This window comes from Mediterraneibacter faecis (assembly GCF_055383675.1).
Genome location: NZ_AP043803.1, coordinates 1,886,351 through 1,904,332 on the forward strand (window position 1 = coordinate 1,886,351; position 17,982 = coordinate 1,904,332).

Sequence of the window (17,982 nt, forward strand, 5' to 3'; positions counted from 1 at the left end):
TACCATCAGCCCATGGGATTTCTGGCAACGTTTCTTTTATTTCGCAGAATTCTTTATTTCATCCGGAACATGGATCTCATCCACCTTGTTATAGTCCGTAAACTGAAGCACGATCGAGTAAAGATTTACTTTCGTAGTCTCTCCGTAAGACTTATATAAATCTCCCATTACATCACTCATGTCTACAACGATCTTCGCCGGAAGCAGTTCTTCTTTGTAAATGTCAAAAATAACAGGAATTTTCAAATTACGGATTGCATCCTCCTCCGGGAGATTCACCAGATGATATGCTTCTACCATCTCTTTGCCAAGAAGACCCATAAGCTCCGTTCCTGTTACATCGCCATACAACTGATAACATGCCTTGCCATTTACTGTTGTCTCCTGCTCGGACAGGTGGAAAGACTCAAGCGCTTTCCCCTCCTGTGCGAAAATATTTCCGTCAATACCAAGGTGATTCTCGCTGCTTCCTTCTGCACTCTCTTTCTTCCAGGATCCATTCGTGCCACTATATGTCACTTGTTTTCCGTCTTCCTCCACCTGATAAAGTTCCAGATCTGCAGATACCTCAGAATCTTTAATCGTCACCCTGGCAGTTCCTTTCGCATGACCAGCCGGAGGCTCTGTCGTGTTCTCCAGGTCCATCTCCATGTTTACTTCCATCAGATTTAAAATATCAGACATCTGAATTGCCAGCTCCACATGGTTTGCTGAAGAAGTTACTTTCTGCATATTTTCCGAAGACTGACGAAAAATCTTCTTTGCATTCATCTTCCCGGCACATCCAGAACAAAACAGCATAACCGCAACAAGTACGATCAGTAACTGTACAGATATCAGCTTTTTGCGAAATCCACTCTTGTTTTTCTCTTCTGTTATTCCATTTTCCAAGCTCTGTTTGACTCTAAAAGCCTTCCACACAATGCATTACTCCCGTCCTGCCAGATAATCAATAAACTGCTGTGCTGTTCTTCCAGACAAACCGCCATGAGACAGTTCCCATGCATTCGCCTCAAGAAGCAGCTGCTCTTCCGGCATATTGATTCCATTCTTTTTCGCAAGTACACGCACGATCTCCTGAAATGCCTTCTTATCCGGTGAACCGAAATAAATCGTAACGCCAAATCTTGCAACCAATGACAGCTTCTCCTGTACTGTATCATTTGTATGCATATCTTCATCTCTGTCCTGCTTATCACGGAATGTCTCACGGATCAGATGACGGCGGTTTGATGTCGCATAGATCAACACATTCTTCGGTTTCTTCTCCAGACCACCTTCGATTACTGCCTTCAAATATTTGTATTCAATTTCAAATTCTTCAAAAGAAAGATCGTCCATATAAATAATGAATTTATAATTTCTATTCTTAATCTGAGCGATTACATCATTCAGATCCTGGAACTGGTGTTTATACACCTCGATCATACGAAGTCCCTGGTCATAATACTGATTTAAAATAGCCTTGATCGAGGAAGATTTTCCTGTTCCGGCATCTCCGAACATCAGACAGTTATTTGCTTTCTTTCCTTCTACAAATGCTTTCGTGTTATCAACCAGCTTTTTCTTTGCATCTTCATAACCTACAAGATCATCGAGATGTACATGTGCAATGTTTGTAATCGGTATGATCTCCACATCAGAATTCTCCGGATGCTCCACACGAAATGCCTTGTGAAGTCCAAGTTTACCAACTCCAAATTCCTTATAAAACTGCGTCAGTGTACGCTTGAAATGATCTACGTTCTGCGTCGCGGCAAGGGCACGGCTGAGATCACAGATTCTGTCCCTGACACGACGGTTGAACACTTTACCGCCACTGTTACCGCTCTTATAATCCATGATGATCTTCAGGCAGTCAGCGTCCAAACTCTTTTCCAGTTCCTCGAAATCATAGTCAAACATTTCCTTAAAAATAGCAAAATCATGAAGTGCAATCTCATTCAGACTACCTTCAATCTCTCCTACGATCTCACAGGAAGTGCTGTATGCATTCTCATCACTTGCAAGAAGAAATGTCAGATAAGTATGCCACAGATTCCCTTCAAAACCGTGGCTTACTGATAATTCCAAAAGTTCATTGATACAATCAAAAAGGAGTCCTCTTAAATCTTCTTTGTTATAAAATTCACTCTCATAATTATCAATCAGGAATGTGATATCCTTTAGAATCTCTCCATATTCCATATTTTTATACAGCATCAGTTCGTTTGTACGCATTCTAAATAACCTCTTTTCCAGTAAATTCCTCTGGAGTTTTCGCTCCACCTGCTCTGTATTCTGTTTTTCTATCTATTCTAAATCTAGTAATTTCCAAGAATTCTCAAATTCGTTGCTTCTTCTCTCAGTCCACGCAATGCATTCTTCACTGCTGCGTCCTCCAGACTTCCATCAAAATCTACAAAGAAACGATACTCCCACTGTTTTCCTTTCACAGGTCTTGATTCAATCTTTGTCATATTTATATTATTGTATACAAAATGTGACAGAAGATCATAAAGAGACCCACTCTGAGCCCCACTCTGATGCGGAAGTTCGAATTCAATACTGATCTTTGACGCATGCTTCAGATAAACCTTCTGATTTGTCACCACGATAAAGCGTGTACAGTTATCCGGCTCGTCATTTATATTATCTGCGAGAACTTCCAACCCATGAATCTTCGCCGCATAGGCACTACATACAGCTGCCTGTGCCTTATCTCCATCTTTTACTACTTTCTGCGCAGCGATTGCCGTATTCACTACACTGATCTGCTGCCAGTCTGCATGGTCATTCAAAAGCCCTGTCGTTTGCATAAGGGCTTCTGCTTTCGAATAAACACGTTTGATATCTGTAAGTGTTGTTCCCGGAAGTCCTGACAAAGTATGCACTACCGGAAGGATCGTCTCAGCAACAATATAATTCTCAAATTCATCCAGAAGATCATACATCTCGTTCACCGGACCTGCAGATGAATTTTCAATCGGAAGAACCGCATAATCCGCAGCACCTTCTTCAATCGCAGTCATCGCATCACGGAATGTTCTTACATGAAAGCAATTCACATCTTCTCCAAAGAACTGATGCATTGCTGCTTCTCCGTAAGCACCTTCTGTTCCCTGGAACACAACTCTGGCAGTATCCTTCTCAAGAGAATCAATCTGAATAAAAGGAAGCCTTCCAAGTGCGCCTGCTTCTACCAGCTTCTGATACTGCAGTTTTCTGCTCATAGACATCAGCTGCGTATATAATTCACGAACTCCGTTCTTATCAAAATCATTGTCAACCTTTGATGCCACATCTGCAAGTTTCTCCTGCTCCCGCTGCCGGTCATACACTTTACGTCCGGCTTTCACCTTATAATCTCCAACTTCACGGCAGACATTCATTCTCTTCTGATAAAGTTCCACCATCTGGTTATCTATCTTGTCGAGCTCTACTCTCAGTTCTTCAAGTGTTGCCATCCTAACTTCTCCTTACTAAAAAACTCCATCCATACTGCATCTCTTTTATACTGATTTGTAACACAATTAATTATAGTAAAAACACTGCATGAACAGTACCAAGTATAATACATTTTTTCCACAAAATCTATCCTTTGAAAAAAGTTTATTTTCCTGTTGAAAATCTTCTCGTTTTAGTATATCATGGTATGGAATACGAGAACAATCGGTTTTTATCTGATTCAAGCGTCTCGAATAAAACATTGGGAGGTATACAAATGAACGTTTCTGATTGTATCAAGATGCGCAGAAGCATAAGGAAATATAAACCTGATCATATTGATCATTCTATTATTGATTCTATTATTTCTATTGCTTCCTATTCTCCATCTTGGAAAAACACACAGATCACTCGTTATATCGCAATTGAAGACCCCTCTATTCTCAAAAAGATCGCTGATGATTATACCCCTGTTTACAATTCTAATATTATCCGTCAAATTCCTATGCTGGTTGCTGTTACTTTTATCAAAGGCAGATCCGGTTTTGAACGTGACGGATCCTACAGCACAAAAAAGGGAGACAGATGGCAAATGTTTGACGTTGGTGTTGCTTGCCAGTCTTTCTGTCTTGCTGCAAAAGAACAGGGACTTGGTACTGTGATCATGGGCATCTTTGATGAAGAAAAAATTACAGAACTTTTAGAGATTCCGCCAGAGAGGGAACTGGCAGCTCTGATTGCAGTCGGCTGGCCGGATGATGATCCACAAGCACCTAAGAGAAAAGCCGTTACTGATCTACTAGAATATAAATAATGTGATTCAATCACACAAGGAGGTTACTTATGAGACATTTAATGAGCCCACTGGACTTCTCAGTGGAAGAACTGGACGAACTGTTGAAACTTGCGCAGGATATTGAGGCACATCCTGACAAATACGCACATGCCTGCGACGGAAAGAAACTTGCGACTTTATTCTATGAGCCAAGTACTCGTACACGTTTAAGCCATGAAGCCGCAATGCTGAACCTTGGAGGAAGCGTTATGGGGTTCTCTTCCGCAAGCTCCAGTTCTGCTGCAAAAGGAGAAAGTGTATCTGATACAATCCGTACAATCTCCTGCTACGCAGATATCTGTGCAATGAGACACCCAAAAGAAGGTGCTCCGATGGTTGCCTGCCAGCATTCCAAAATTCCGGTGATCAACGCAGGAGACGGTGGACATCAGCACCCGACACAGACACTGACAGACCTTCTCACAATCCTTAACGTAAAAGGCAGACTTGACAACATGACAATCGGTCTGTGCGGAGACTTAAAATTCGGTCGTACTGTTCACTCACTGATCACAGCACTCGTGAGATACACAGGCATCCGTTTTGTACTGATCTCTCCAGAAGAATTAAGACTTCCGGAATACATCCGTCATGATGTACTTGACAAGATGAACATTCCTTACGAAGAAGTTGTACGTCTGGAAGAAGCAATGCCAAAACTTGATATTCTGTACATGACACGTGTTCAGAAAGAACGTTTCTTCAACGAAGAGGACTATGTACGTATGAAAGACTTCTACATTCTCGACAAAGAGAAAATGAAACTCGCTCCGGAAGATATGTATATTCTTCATCCGCTTCCGCGTGTAAATGAAATCTCTGTTGACGTTGATGACGATCCACGTGCTGCTTATTTCCGTCAGGTTCAGTACGGAGTATATGTACGTATGGCTCTGATCCTTACACTTTTGGATATTCACGTTGACTAATATAATCATATTTCATAGTACGAAAGGGGTAACAAAATGTTAGAAAATACATTAACTGTAGGACGCATCTCTGAAGGATTCGTTCTTGACCATATTGAAGCCGGCAAAAGCATGGAGATTTATAAATACCTTCACCTGGATAAATTAGACTGCTGTGTTGCCATCATCAAAAATGCAAAAAGTAATAAAATGGGAAAAAAAGATATCATGAAGATTGAATGCCCGATCGATTTCATGGATCTTGATATTCTCGGATTCATCGATCACAACATTACTGTAAATATTATTGAAAACGGAGAGATCATCTCCAAGAAACCTCTGACTCTTCCTAAGAAGATCAAAAATGTGATCCGCTGCAAGAACCCAAGATGTATCACATCAATCGAGCAGGGACTTGATCATGTATTTGTACTGACTGATGAAGAGAATCAGGTATACAGATGCCAGTACTGCGAGGAGAAATATAGCCGCAGATAATCCATCGTTTATCTATATCAGATGTGGGATTGACTCCCACATCTAATATAAGAGCCAGAGCAGTTACCGTGTGTGGTATCTGTCCTGGCTCTTATAAATTTAACACTCTTCTGCAATTTTATAAATCAGCTTCTCTGTATCTTCCCATCCCAGACATGGATCTGTAATAGATTTTCCGTAAGTCATATGATCGCAGATCTTCTGATTTCCTTCTTCGATATAACTTTCGATCATAACTCCCTTGACCATCTTCTTCACATCATCATTATATCTTCTGCTGTGAAGAATTTCGCTGACAATACGAATTTGTTCTTTGAACTGCTTATTGGAGTTGGAATGGTTCGCATCAATGATCGCTGCCGGGTTTTTCAGGTCTTTCTTCGCATAAACATCTACCAGACGGACAAGATCCTCATAATGGTAGTTCGGAATACAGGTTCCATATTTGTCAACACCACCACGAAGAATTACATGTGCAAGATCATTTCCTTCTGTTGTAACATCCATTCCTCTGTAAATGAAGTTATGGGAGTTCTGAGCAGCAATTACGGAGTTCATCATAACTGAAAAGTCTCCACTGGTCGGATTCTTCATACCAACCGGAATGTCCATTCCACTGGCTGTCAGACGGTGCTGCTGGTTCTCTACCGAACGGGCACCGATTGCCTCATAAGAAAGGATATCGTCAAGATAGCTTCTGTTCTCCGGATAAAGCATCTCGTCTGCGGATGTCAGTCCTGTCTCTTTGATCGCGCGGATATGCATTCTGCGGATTGCAATGATACCCTCAAGAAGGTTTGGAGCCTGATCCGGATCCGGCTGATGAAGCATTCCCTTATATCCTTCTCCTGTTGTACGTGGTTTGTTTGTATAAATACGAGGAATGATCATCAGACGGTCTGATACCTTCTCGTTCACTTTTGCAAGACGATTCACATAGTCGCACACAGAATCTTCATTGTCTGCGGAACATGGTCCCACGATAACAACAAATTTATCGGATTTTCCTTCAAAAATCTCCCGAATCTCCGCATCACGTTTCTTCTTGATCTCTGCCAGTTCTTTCGGAAGCGGGTATTCCGCCTTCAGGTTTGCAGGTAATGGTAATTCTGCATTAATTTTCATTCCCATGGTCTTAATTCCTCCGTTGTCTGTCTCTTGCAAAAGAATCTATCTCAAATAACTTCTTCCGCATTATTAATAACTGAAATACAAAAGGAGTTTCTAAACAGAAACTCCCTCCATTGATTGAGCAAAACGATAAGCCGGGTTATGTCGTTGAACAATCATCTATCTAGGCGCCACGTTACCGCTGCGCTCAAGCGACCCACCTTAAGCGTGACGGGCAGCCACATTGCTTATATTCGGTCTTGCTTCGGATGGGGTTTACATGTGCCCTTCCTGTTACCAGCAAGGCGGTAGTCTCTTACACTGCCTTTCCACCCTTACCTGCACAAAATGCACAGGCGGTTTATTTCTGTTGCACTGGCCTGGGAGTTACCTCCACCGGACGTTATCCGGCATCCTGCCCTATGAAGCCCGGACTTTCCTCACCTGCGGCCTTTCGGCACTTGCAGCCGCGATTGTCTGTCTTACTCAACACAGTTTTCAATTATACTAAGAAATCCCTCTGTTGTCCACTGTTTTCAAGATTTTCTTCTTGATTTTTATTAATCAGTTACTGTTCACACGATGTGCGACCAGCAACGCATCTCGCCATTTTAAATCGCCTTTGGCGATGGGGCGAGATGCATTCAAGCCAAAACATGCATCCTCCGTGTCAATCAGCGGAGTGATTGACACGGGAGTGAACAGTAACATTAATCAATCATTGTTTTCGAATTCTTACAGCCCTTCATCTACGATAAGATCTGTTCCGTCTGCTGCAGTTGTCGCAAGCTCATCACATCTTTCATTCTGTGGATGTCCATCATGCCCCTTTACCCAGTGAAATGTCACGCTGTGTTTCTGCTTTGCTTCTAACAGACGTTTCCAAAGGTCTACATTCTTCACCGGTTCATTCTTCCCGCGTTTCCATCCCTTCTTGATCCAGCCGTCTACCCAGTGCTGGTTAAACGCATTCACAACATATTGTGAATCCGAATAGACTTCTACTTCACAGGAACGGTTTAAAGCCTCCAGACCTGCAATTACAGCCATCAGCTCCATTCTGTTATTCGTTGTCTTCTCATATCCCTGGGACAATTCCTTCTTATGAAGCTGTCCCTTCGTGTCGACATACTCAAGCACTGTTCCATATCCGCCCGGTCCGTCCGGGTTTCCGCGCGCTGCACCATCTGTATATATTTTTACCAGCATTTTCAATCTCTCCTGTTATTCCATCCTTCTGTTTTTATCTTAATGAAAAAGTATCTACCACCTGTACCACTTCTGGAAGTATATATTCTAGATCTTCCTTTGCCATCTTGGCACTCTCCGGCAGATTGATCATCAATGTCTTCTTTCTGATTCCAGCCTCTGAACGATCCAGAATCACTTTCTTTGTATGACGAAGATTATAAGCCCTGAGTGCTTCCGGAATACCTGGAAGCAGACGGTCTGCTGTCTCCCTCACAGCATCCGGCGCACAATGCTTCTCCAGGAATCCAACTGCTCCGGTTGTCAGAACCAGCTCAACCATTCCCGCATCTGCCAGCTTACAGAGCACTGTTTTCAGCATTTCTTTATCCTCTGGAAATGCTTTTGCTGCCCGAACTTCAATCCCAACCTGCTCCAGCATTCTTTTGAGTGATGCTGCCGCTGCCACATCCGCTTTTGCTTTATATGCCCCTGTATCTAATGATAAAATAACCGCTCTCATCTTCTGTCTGCCCCTTTCTTAATTCTACTATGATCTCCACTCGTACTTTCTCATTATACAAAACAATAAACTTTTGTGCAACCAGAACAAAGAATGTGCCTCGGCACATTCTTGCGCCTGCGGCGGTCGCTTGCGACGCCTACATTATACGCCACAGTGCGCATCCTAAGCGGAGCGTTTTATCAATAAAAACAAAAAGATGTCCTGACAGATCTTTCTTCCGGAGGGCTAATCCTTATTATCGATCTGTTAAAACATCTTTTCTTAACTAGAAATTAAATGAGTATATGTATGACTTTCTCTTACAGGTTTGCTTTGAAGAACTCTTCCATCTTAGCTGCTGCAGCTTCTTCGTTCTCACCTTCAACTGTCACTTCAACTTCCATGCCTTTTTTGATACCCATAGCCATGATAGCCATCAGTCTTGTAGCGTCAGCTGTTTTTCCGTTTCCAGCGATTGTAACCTTAACTCCCTCAAGAGCTTTTGCTTCTTTTGCAAGCATTCCTGCCGGTCTTGCGTGGATTCCTTCGTTGTCCTGTACTACATAAGTAAATTTTGCCATGATACATTCTCCTATCTTTAATTTATTTTATTTATCACCTATTTGTCCAGACAGGTCTGGAAATGCCTGCTCCAGTACAGCCTTCGCATCCATTGCTCCGAAATGCTCCGGATCAATCCTGTCTATGCGGATGCCTTTAGACTCATACTGTTCTTTCAGGCTTTCGAACCGATGTCCCAGCTGCGGACCAAGCAGCAGAACATCTGTCTGACCTGTGTAACCCTGAAATGCACGTTCCGACATCGCTGTGACTGCGATTTCAAGATTCTCATTCCGAATCAGCCGTTTCATCTTATTCACTAAGAGGCTCGTTGAAATACCTGCCATACAGATCAATGTTAGATGTCTCATCGTCATTTCCTTTCCTGTCCCTCGACTGACCTTAATTTAACATATATTTTTAAAAAGCTCCACTCAAAAAATGACCACAATGAATGTGGTCACTTTTGAGTTACTGTTCACTCCCGTGTCAATCACTCCGCTGATTGACACGGAGGATGCGTGTTTTGACTTGAATGCATCTCGCCTCATCGCCAAAGGCGATTTAAAATGGCGAGATGCGTTGCTGGTCGCACATCGTGTGAACAGCAACACTTTTGAATCACTGAATATATGATCACATTCATCAAGGAGATTAAATACATTTTATTCTTCTGCTCTGCGCAATAACTGGATCAACCTGTCATAATCCGGATGACGAATCAGATTCTGCACATCTGCCGGACGAAGGATCAGATCTGTCGTTGCCTCATAGAACTGCTGCAGATTCTCATCCTCTTCCCTTCCGATCGCTGTCAAAAATACAACCTGCACCTTTTGCCGGAACCAGAATATCGGTTCTTTCAGAACTGCCACTGCAACAAAAGCACGCTCCTGGAAGGCACGCTCCGGGTGTGGAAGTGCCACCAGATTACCATAATCTGTTGGTGTAAGTTCCTCTCTCTTCAAAACAGATGCAGTAAATGTCTCTGGAAGTCCCTTCTCCTGCTCAACCCTCCGGCACAGATTCTTTAGAACCTCTTCCTTCGTCTTTCCTTCCACATCCGTAAAAAATAATTCCTTCTTAAAATATTTCTGTAGAAAATCCTTACTCTCTCTTACAAAAAGCTTTCTCACTCTGTCAATGTCATTGTCCTTCAGAAATGAACCAATCTCTAAGATTGGTACCGGTACATAGGAAGAAATGTGTACCGTTGTAAACACATAATCCACTTTTTCAAACGGAAAGTTCTCCAGCTCATAAAGATTACATACATAAATCTTTTCAATATACTCTTTAAATTCTTTGCTGTACTTATATCTGAGAATTTCTGAACTCGTCTTCCCAGATGCACATACGATCAGAATTGAAAACTTCTTCTGTTCATTCTCCTGCTGCTCCAATGCCAACTCAAAAATCTCTGCCAATCCGGCAATCTCATCTTCTGAAATCGACTGCTGAAAGTATTCTCCTAATGCAATTGCCGCCTGGGATGCCATCGTATAAGAAAGTACATAATTCTTGCGAATCTCCTCCAGCATCGGATTACGCAGAATCATATGATATTTCATACGAAGGACAAACGGAACCATATGTCGGTTCAGCTTCATACGCAGATGAAAATCATTCCTGAAATCAACATGGAATTCCCGGTAGATCATATCCAACATCTCCGTAACAAGACGATCGATCTCGCTTTCCATCACAAAATTTTCCTGTTCTTTCGAATCTTCATTCCATTCACTGTCGATATAAACCTTTCCCGCAAGCTGCAGCGCCAGATAATTCTTCTCATCCTGAGAAAAACGAATCTGATAATGCGCTCCCACCAGTTCTGTCAATTCTTCCACAAACTGCTTCTCTTTTCTTCCAAGCATATCCGCTGCCTGCGGTTCAACATATTTCTCCTGACGGATTCTTCGCATCGCCACATAAATATGTTCCACAAAGTCATTGTAAGTAATCTCAGAAAGTTCGATTTCATATTTCTTCAGGCACTGATAGACCATCTTCCCCAGTGTCTCGATCTCATCCGTCTGATGCCGTCTTCCGATTCCTTCCAGACTGTCCTGCTTTACAAAGACATCTACCATGCACTGACGCAGATTAAATTCGCTGCCTTCCACACGGATACCATATCCCGGCTTCTTATGAACTGTAATACCATACTTCTGATAAGTTTCCTCAACCTGCCGGAGTGTATTCGTCAGCGTTCCTTTAGAAATGTAAAGGAAATCACACAACTCCTCTGACTTGATATATTCCGTTCTGTTCAGAAGATATGCAAGGAGAAAATGCACTCTCTCCTGATTGTTCGACGGAATCACCGGATCTTCATTCTCCTTCGGATTCAGCAGTCCTTCGATACCTTCCGGCTGTCTTGGATCCAAATAATATCCGTACCTGGACTTTGATAAAATCTGGATCCCATTCTTCTCAAGCTCTGGATTCAGTTCTTTGATCCTGACTCTTACCGTCTTCACGCCAATTCCAAGCTGACCGGCCAGTTCACTCGCAGTCACATGTTCTGTTTTACACAATAATTCAAGAATCTTTCTCTGTTGGTGATTCAGCAACACTGAATTCCTCGCTTTCTTTTGCATATTTTACTTACTGTTTATCTTATCATATTTCCCTGTAAAAAAAAAGCTCACGATCACTATATAATAATACACGCTATATAATAATGCAGACCAGACCACCATTGCTGTCATTTACGATCTTCTGCATAGAATCCTGCAGTTTCACCTGACTTTCTTCGTTGATCAGTGTAATCTTATTACGCATACCATCCATTACAAGATCTTCGATTGATTTACCGAAAATATTTGTTCCCCAGACGCCTTGTGGACCTTCGCTCTCTTTTTTTATATATGCAACAAGGTCTTCTGCCTGTTTCTCACTTCCCACAATCGGTGCGATCTCCGTTTCTATATTCGCACGAATCATATGGATCGATGGTGCCTCGGAACGGATCTTTACTCCATATCTGCTTCCCTGCTTGATGATTACCGGCTCATCCAGATGAATCTCTTCTTTCTTCGGGCTGACTACTCCGTAGCCTTTCATCTTCACATCCGCAAATGCATCCTTGATCTGACTGAATTCTTCTTTTATAGAAGAAAGCTCTTTCATCAGAGAAATCAATTCATACTCACTGCGGATCTGAGTTCCTGTCAACTCACTCAACACTTCATAATAATACTTCTGGCAGAAAGAAATCCGCAATATAACCTTGCCTGTGTCCATCTCTACCTGATCCAGCAGGATCTGGTCTATGTATGGACTTTCTGTCTTCCAGTCTTTTCCGGAGACACTTCGCAGATCCGACATCTGAGCCATAATTTTCTTCACATTCTCAATCAGATCTTTCTTGATTCTGTGATCGCATGACAACATTTCCACCCATTTCGGAATATAAAATTCTATTTCCGTGACAGGAAATTCATACAGTACCTGGCGCATCATTTCATAAATGTCGTCTTCCTTGAGCTGTTCACAATTCACCGGATAAACAGGTGCCGCATATTTCTCTTCAAGCGCTGATTTCAGACGTTCCGTCTCTTTCGAATACGGTTTCTGGCAATTTAATAAAATAAGAAATGGCTTCCCAATCTGTCGAAGTTCTTTCACTGTCCGCTCTTCTGCTGCCACATAGTTTTCTCTTGGCAGATCTGTCACACTTCCATCTGTAGTCACAACAAATCCAATCGTCGCATGATCGTGTATCACCTTTTGTGTTCCAATCTCGGCTGCCTTTGTAAATGGTATCTCATAGTCATACCATGGCGTCTTCACCTGACGCTCCTGCCCATTCTCGGTATGGCCATTCGCTCCATCCACCATGAACCCAACACAGTCTGCCAGCCGGATCTTCACCTCTATGTCATCTGAAAGCTTTACATCCGCTGCTTCTTTTGGAACAAACTTCGGCTCTGTTGTCATGATCGTAGTTCCCGATGCTGCCTGAGGAAGTTCATCTTGTGTCCGCTGCTTTACATACTCTTCCTTAAGATTCGGCAAAATCAAAAGCTCCGCAAGACGCCTGATGAACGTTGACTTGCCTGTCCGAACCGGCCCCACAACTCCGATGTAGATTTCTCCGTTTGTCCGTGCTTTCATATCTTTGTATACCTGAAATGAATCCATAAAAATACCCCCTTGTTCTGCTGATACCAATGTATGCAGCCAGACAAAGGGGTATGACTTTTAATTTTATATTCGTTTCGTTCTCTTATTCTTCCCAGAGAAGAGAAGAGTTCTCAATCTTAGACTCGCGAAGCATCAGATCATCTACTGCCTGTTTTGGATCCTTTCCTTCAAAAAGAACCTTGTTAATCTCATCTACGATCGGCATTGGAACCTCATATTTCTGTGCAAGCTTTGCAGCTGCTTTCGCAGAATAGACACCTTCAACAACCATGTTTACTTCCTTCATAGCCTCTTCCATAGACTTGCCCTGTCCCATTAAGTAACCGGCTTTACGATTACGGCTATGAACACTGGCACAAGTAACGATCAGATCACCGATTCCGGTAAGTCCACAAAAGCTCTCGAACTTGCCGCCCATCTTCACGCCAAGTCTTCCGATCTCAACAATACCACGTGTGATCAGAGCAGCCTTCGTATTATCTCCATAGCCGAGACCATCTGCAATTCCTGCCGCAAGTGCGATGACATTCTTAAGAGAACCTCCAAGCTCGATTCCAAGCATGTCAGGACTTGTATACACACGGAATACTTTACTGTTAAATGCGGACTGCAAGTACTCTGCTGTCTTTTTTGTCTTTGCACCGATCACGCAGGATGTTGGAAGCTTTCTTCCTACTTCTTCTGCATGTGTCGGTCCACTGAGCACTGCTACGTCTGCCTGCGGAATCTCCTGGCTGATCTGCTGAGACAGCGTCATCAGTGTATCTTCCTCGATTCCCTTCGCTACATCAACGATCATCTGCCCATCAACAACATACGGCTTCATCTTTGCCGCTGTACTCCTTGTAAAGATAGAAGGAACTGCAAGAACTAAAAAATCTTTTCCTTTAATAGCCTCTTCCATCTCATTTGTGATCATAATCTCTTCTGAAATATGGACACCCGGAAGTTTTGATACATGCTCCCGCTTCTCGCTCAACATCTCCACTTCTTTCGGATCGATCGACCAGACAGTTACATCATGTCCATTATCATGAAGAAGGATTGCCAGGGCTGTTCCCCAGCTTCCTGCCCCAAGAACTCCTACTTTTGCCATATCATCTCTCCTTTTCTTCGCTTCTTTTATTTCTTTGAACCGAATTTATTCTCTGTTCCATTCAACAGACGTTTAATATTGGCGCGGTGTCTGTACCATGCAAGTGCTGTAAGTAAGAACGTGATCACATATAACTCATATACCGCACCCTTCGCCATATCAAACCATCCAAGCTGTCCGAAGATCACCATCTGGATAAAAAACACTGCATAAGCAAGCAATGAACCAAGGGAAACATATCTTGTCACAAGCACCGGCACAAGAAAGAATGCCAGTGTGACAAAAAACAGGATGGAACTGTACGGCAGATGCCAGAAACAGTTGCTTACCACAAGTGCTGCCATAACAGCGATTCCCTTCCCACCTTTAAAATTCATATAAAATGGGAAGTTATGTCCCAAAGTAACTCCTGCTCCTGCATACATTATCAAAAGCGGAAGAATATTACTTCCATGATATATTGCACGGACAATGAGCACTGCTGCAAAACACTTCAACACATCTCCTGCGAATGTCATAAGTCCTGCTTTCAATCCCATAACACGCAGTGCATTCGTCGAACCGGAATTTCCGCTTCCTGCTTTTCTTATATCAATATGATGCATCTTTCCGACCAGATAACCGCTCTGCAGAAGTCCGCAGGCATATCCGATCACCAGACAGATAATACGTTCCATTCTACTGATCCTTTTCCTTTCTCTCACGGATGAAGAACTTCAGTGAAGTTCCTCTGAAGCCAAATGCCTCTCGGATCTTATTCTCAAGATATCTTGTATAGGAGAAATGCATCAGCTCCTTGTCATTTACAAAGATAACAAATGTCGGTGGCTTAACAGCAACCTGTGTAATATAATAAAGTTTTAATCTCTTACCTTTATCTGACGGTGGCTGCTGCATAGCAACTGCCTCTGTCATGATCTCATTGAGAACTCCTGTCGCAATACGAAGTGTCTGGTTCTCAATAACCATATCGATCATATCATACAGTTTCGGAAGTCTCTGTCCTGTCAGTGCAGATACATACATGATCTCTGCATATGGCATATAAGAAAGTACCTGACGGATCTTTCCTTCGTATTCTTTCATTGTCTTATCATTCTTCTCAATGGCATCCCATTTATTAACGACAATGATAACTCCCTTGCCTCTTTCATGAGCGATTCCGGCAATCTTCGCATCCTGTTCTGTGACACCTTCTGTCGCATCGATCACCATAAGGACAACATCGGCACGCTCCACTGCACTTACAGTACGGATGATACTATAACGCTCCAGTTCTTCCTTGATCTTATTCTTTCTACGAAGACCTGCTGTGTCGATAAAAATGTATTCCTTTCCGTCATGCACGATCTCTGTATCAATCGCATCTCTTGTTGTACCTGCGATATTGGATACAATTACGCGGTTCTCACCAAGCAGACGGTTTACGATAGAGGATTTACCAACATTTGGTTTACCTACGATTGCGATACGCGGACGGTCGTCATCCTCTTCTGATGGATCCCACTCCGGAAAATGTGCTGCAACCGCATCAAGCATATCTCCAAGACCAAGTCTGGATGCTGCTGAGATCGGCACCGGATCTCCGATTCCGAGATTGTAGAATTCATAGACATCAGCCATATATTTATCAAAATTGTCAACCTTATTTACAACAAGGACAACCGGCTTACCGGAGCGGCGAAGCATATCCGCAACCTTAGAATCTGAATCCACAAGCCCCTGCTTTACATCTGTGATAAAGATAATAACATCTGCTGTGTCAATGGCGATCTGAGCCTGCTCTCTCATCTGGGAGAGAATGATATCACTGCTGTCCGGCTCAATACCACCTGTGTCGATCAGTGTGAACTCTCTGTCAAGCCAGTCAACATCTGCATAAATTCTGTCTCTTGTAACACCCGGTGTATCCTTAACGATGGAGATCATCTCTCCTGCCAGGACATTGAAAAGTGTTGATTTACCCACATTCGGGCGCCCTACAATGGCAACTACTGGTTTACTCATTCTATTCTTACCTTCCTGTTTTCTCTTATTTTCTCTTAAATAGTTTCTCTTAAGCCGTAGTGATCCTACGGTCTTTCATCTGATTCTCATCTATATCTGTGGGATTCGGACCTGCGACACCTAAAATAGCATCGATCAGATCCTGTCCGCTTGATTTTACAATATCTATAGGAACTTGTAAAGTATCTGATACTTCTTTCAATGTAAAGTCATCAAGGAAAATGTCCTCGTCCATCTTCAGCATATTGCATGGGATCAGAAGCCTGCTTCCAAGTGGCTGATCTTTTAACTGCTTCATCAGATCCTGTCCTGTGATCAGACCAGAGACTGTGATACGCTCTCCGAAGAAATCATTCCGGATACAATATGTGTGAACCTTAAGTCCCTCATACTTCTCCTCCATCTTCTTCGCCATACGCTCAAGATACGGATATGCAAGCTTTGCTGTTGCAAGAGAAATCTCTTCCTGATGTTCTCCGCTTTCCAGCTTCGCATAACCTTCTTCAAACTCATTAAATAAAAGACGAAGCATTCCAACTCCATTCTCCAGCTGAAGATATCCGTCATAACGTTCCTCTTCCGGAACTTCTTCCTCTGCCAGCAGATACCACTCATCTCCTGCATGAATAAAATGGATCCCGTATTCTGCGTAGACTTTCTTCTGCCACTTCTCAATCGTGCGAATGACTTCCTTCGCCTCTTCCTTTGTAAATGGCTCTAATGGGTACAATCCATCTCGATACTTGGAAAGTCCAACCGGCACAACTGACACACTGCGTAAAAGCGGCAGATACTGCGTCAGATCACGAATACTCCGTTCCAATTCTTCCCCGTCATTCACTCCACGGCAAAGAACAATCTGTCCGTTCATCTCAATGCCGCCCTGATACAGAATATCAACTTTCTTCAAAGCCTCCCCTGCAAAACGGTTATGAAGCATCTTACAACGAAGCTCCGGATTCGTCGTCTGGAACGAAATATTGATCGGTTCCAGTCTATAGCGGACAATACGATTCATATCCTTCTCACTCATATTTGTCAGTGTGACATAGTTTCCCTGAAGGAATGACAGTCTGGAATCATCATCCTTAAAATACAGCGTATCACGCATCCCCGGCGGCATCTGATCGATAAAGCAGAAAATACATTTATTATGGCAGGAATGATACTCATCCATCAGTCCCTTACCGAAATCAATTCCCAGATCCTCATCAACATCTTTCTCAATTTCAAGCTCCCATTCTTCCCCGTTCGCTTTTCGGATCACAACAAGCAGCTCCTCAGATTCCACATAAAACTGATAGTCAAAAATATCCTCGATCACCTGACCATCAATCTCCAGCAGAACATCTCCCGGTTCAATTCCAAGCTCTTCCGCAATGCTTCCTGGCCTCACACTTTCTATGATGTGTTCGTGCTTTTTCTTCATCTATAAAAATAAACTCCTTTATTCAATTCCATAAAAATCCTTCTGTTAATTTCTTTGCAGCAAAAATCCCCATATTATAGAAGAAAGACTTTCATGATTCTTAATTTTACACCATATCTTATAATATCACAATTTTCCAGACGAATAAAGCATTGTTTTTTTGCAACATTTTTTGCAAGAATCTTGCATTTTTGTTCCATTTTCACTTGACGTATCAAATAATCGTGCTATAATTTAACACATGACATCATACAGTTTAGTACTTTA

Annotated in this window: 17 protein-coding genes and 1 other RNA gene; 3 read left to right on the top strand and 15 right to left on the bottom strand. The window is 42.6% G+C overall.

Annotated elements, in window-relative coordinates; genetic code table 11:
- Nucleotides 1–36: 36 nt before the first annotated feature.
- From ACZ47Z_RS08915 to pheA, 3 genes are all read right to left on the bottom strand, one after another.
- Nucleotides 37–921, bottom strand: a complete 885-nt coding sequence (locus ACZ47Z_RS08915) for a DUF6612 family protein (RefSeq protein ID WP_464525473.1) — start codon at nt 919–921, stop codon at nt 37–39.
- Nucleotides 922–927: 6 nt separating this feature from the next.
- On the bottom strand, nt 928–2,220 hold the full coding sequence (locus ACZ47Z_RS08920; RefSeq protein WP_015529778.1) for an ATP-binding protein: 1,293 nt from the start codon (nt 2,218–2,220) through the stop codon (nt 928–930).
- An 83-nt stretch (nt 2,221–2,303) separates the two neighbouring features.
- Complete coding sequence (pheA, locus tag ACZ47Z_RS08925) at nt 2,304–3,446, bottom strand: prephenate dehydratase (protein ID WP_464525474.1); 1,143 nt, start codon at nt 3,444–3,446, stop codon at nt 2,304–2,306.
- Between the two features lie 257 nt (nt 3,447–3,703).
- On the opposite strand from pheA, the gene ACZ47Z_RS08930 reads away from it, so the two are divergent.
- The 3 genes from ACZ47Z_RS08930 to ACZ47Z_RS08940 are packed head-to-tail and all read left to right on the top strand — an operon-like array spanning nt 3,704 to nt 5,667.
- Nucleotides 3,704–4,240 (top strand): nitroreductase family protein, encoded by a 537-nt coding sequence (locus ACZ47Z_RS08930; protein WP_020435640.1) that lies wholly within the window; start codon nt 3,704–3,706, stop codon nt 4,238–4,240.
- Nucleotides 4,241–4,269: 29 nt separating this feature from the next.
- On the top strand, nt 4,270–5,190 hold the full coding sequence (pyrB, locus tag ACZ47Z_RS08935) for an aspartate carbamoyltransferase (protein WP_464525475.1): 921 nt from the start codon (nt 4,270–4,272) through the stop codon (nt 5,188–5,190).
- Nucleotides 5,191–5,226: 36 nt separating this feature from the next.
- The gene (locus ACZ47Z_RS08940; RefSeq protein ID WP_015529774.1) at nt 5,227–5,667 is read left to right on the top strand and encodes an aspartate carbamoyltransferase regulatory subunit; all 441 of its coding nucleotides are present in this window, start codon (nt 5,227–5,229) and stop codon (nt 5,665–5,667) included.
- A 99-nt stretch (nt 5,668–5,766) separates the two neighbouring features.
- On the opposite strand, the gene ACZ47Z_RS08945 is transcribed toward ACZ47Z_RS08940, so the two are convergent.
- From ACZ47Z_RS08945 to ACZ47Z_RS09000, 12 genes are all read right to left on the bottom strand, one after another.
- Nucleotides 5,767–6,798, bottom strand: coding sequence for a 3-deoxy-7-phosphoheptulonate synthase (locus ACZ47Z_RS08945; protein ID WP_015529773.1), 1,032 nt, complete (start codon nt 6,796–6,798; stop codon nt 5,767–5,769).
- Between the two features lie 114 nt (nt 6,799–6,912).
- An RNA gene (gene rnpB / locus ACZ47Z_RS08950) (RNase P RNA component class A) lies at nt 6,913–7,266 on the bottom strand.
- Nucleotides 7,267–7,512: 246 nt separating this feature from the next.
- Nucleotides 7,513–7,986, bottom strand: coding sequence for a ribonuclease HI (gene rnhA / locus ACZ47Z_RS08955; RefSeq protein WP_464525476.1), 474 nt, complete (start codon nt 7,984–7,986; stop codon nt 7,513–7,515).
- 34 nt (nt 7,987–8,020) lie between these two features.
- Nucleotides 8,021–8,488 (bottom strand): molybdopterin-binding protein, encoded by a 468-nt coding sequence (locus ACZ47Z_RS08960; RefSeq protein WP_020435645.1) that lies wholly within the window; start codon nt 8,486–8,488, stop codon nt 8,021–8,023.
- A gap of 302 nt (nt 8,489–8,790) precedes the next feature.
- On the bottom strand, nt 8,791–9,051 hold the full coding sequence (locus ACZ47Z_RS08965; RefSeq protein WP_015529770.1) for an HPr family phosphocarrier protein: 261 nt from the start codon (nt 9,049–9,051) through the stop codon (nt 8,791–8,793).
- Between the two features lie 27 nt (nt 9,052–9,078).
- Nucleotides 9,079–9,408 carry a PTS sugar transporter subunit IIB gene (locus ACZ47Z_RS08970; RefSeq protein ID WP_242987586.1) on the bottom strand — a complete coding sequence of 110 codons (330 nt, stop codon included), beginning with the start codon at nt 9,406–9,408 and terminating at the stop codon, nt 9,079–9,081.
- Nucleotides 9,409–9,696: 288 nt separating this feature from the next.
- The gene (locus ACZ47Z_RS08975; protein WP_167549893.1) at nt 9,697–11,610 is read right to left on the bottom strand and encodes a PRD domain-containing protein; all 1,914 of its coding nucleotides are present in this window, start codon (nt 11,608–11,610) and stop codon (nt 9,697–9,699) included.
- Between the two features lie 97 nt (nt 11,611–11,707).
- A complete protein-coding gene (gene spoIVA / locus ACZ47Z_RS08980; protein WP_464525477.1) occupies nt 11,708–13,180 on the bottom strand; it encodes a stage IV sporulation protein A in 1,473 nt (490 codons plus the stop codon).
- Between the two features lie 85 nt (nt 13,181–13,265).
- Entirely contained in the window at nt 13,266–14,279 is a 1,014-nt protein-coding gene (locus ACZ47Z_RS08985) for an NAD(P)H-dependent glycerol-3-phosphate dehydrogenase (protein WP_020435649.1), read from the bottom strand.
- Nucleotides 14,280–14,305: 26 nt separating this feature from the next.
- Nucleotides 14,306–14,956 (bottom strand): glycerol-3-phosphate 1-O-acyltransferase PlsY, encoded by a 651-nt coding sequence (gene plsY / locus ACZ47Z_RS08990; protein ID WP_054754360.1) that lies wholly within the window; start codon nt 14,954–14,956, stop codon nt 14,306–14,308.
- Nucleotide 14,957: 1 nt separating this feature from the next.
- Nucleotides 14,958–16,286, bottom strand: coding sequence for a ribosome biogenesis GTPase Der (der, locus tag ACZ47Z_RS08995; protein ID WP_055148103.1), 1,329 nt, complete (start codon nt 16,284–16,286; stop codon nt 14,958–14,960).
- Between the two features lie 49 nt (nt 16,287–16,335).
- Nucleotides 16,336–17,715: a DUF512 domain-containing protein gene (locus ACZ47Z_RS09000; RefSeq protein WP_117890960.1), complete on the bottom strand. Its 1,380-nt coding sequence runs from the start codon at nt 17,713–17,715 to the stop codon at nt 16,336–16,338.
- Nucleotides 17,716–17,982 lie beyond the last annotated feature (267 nt).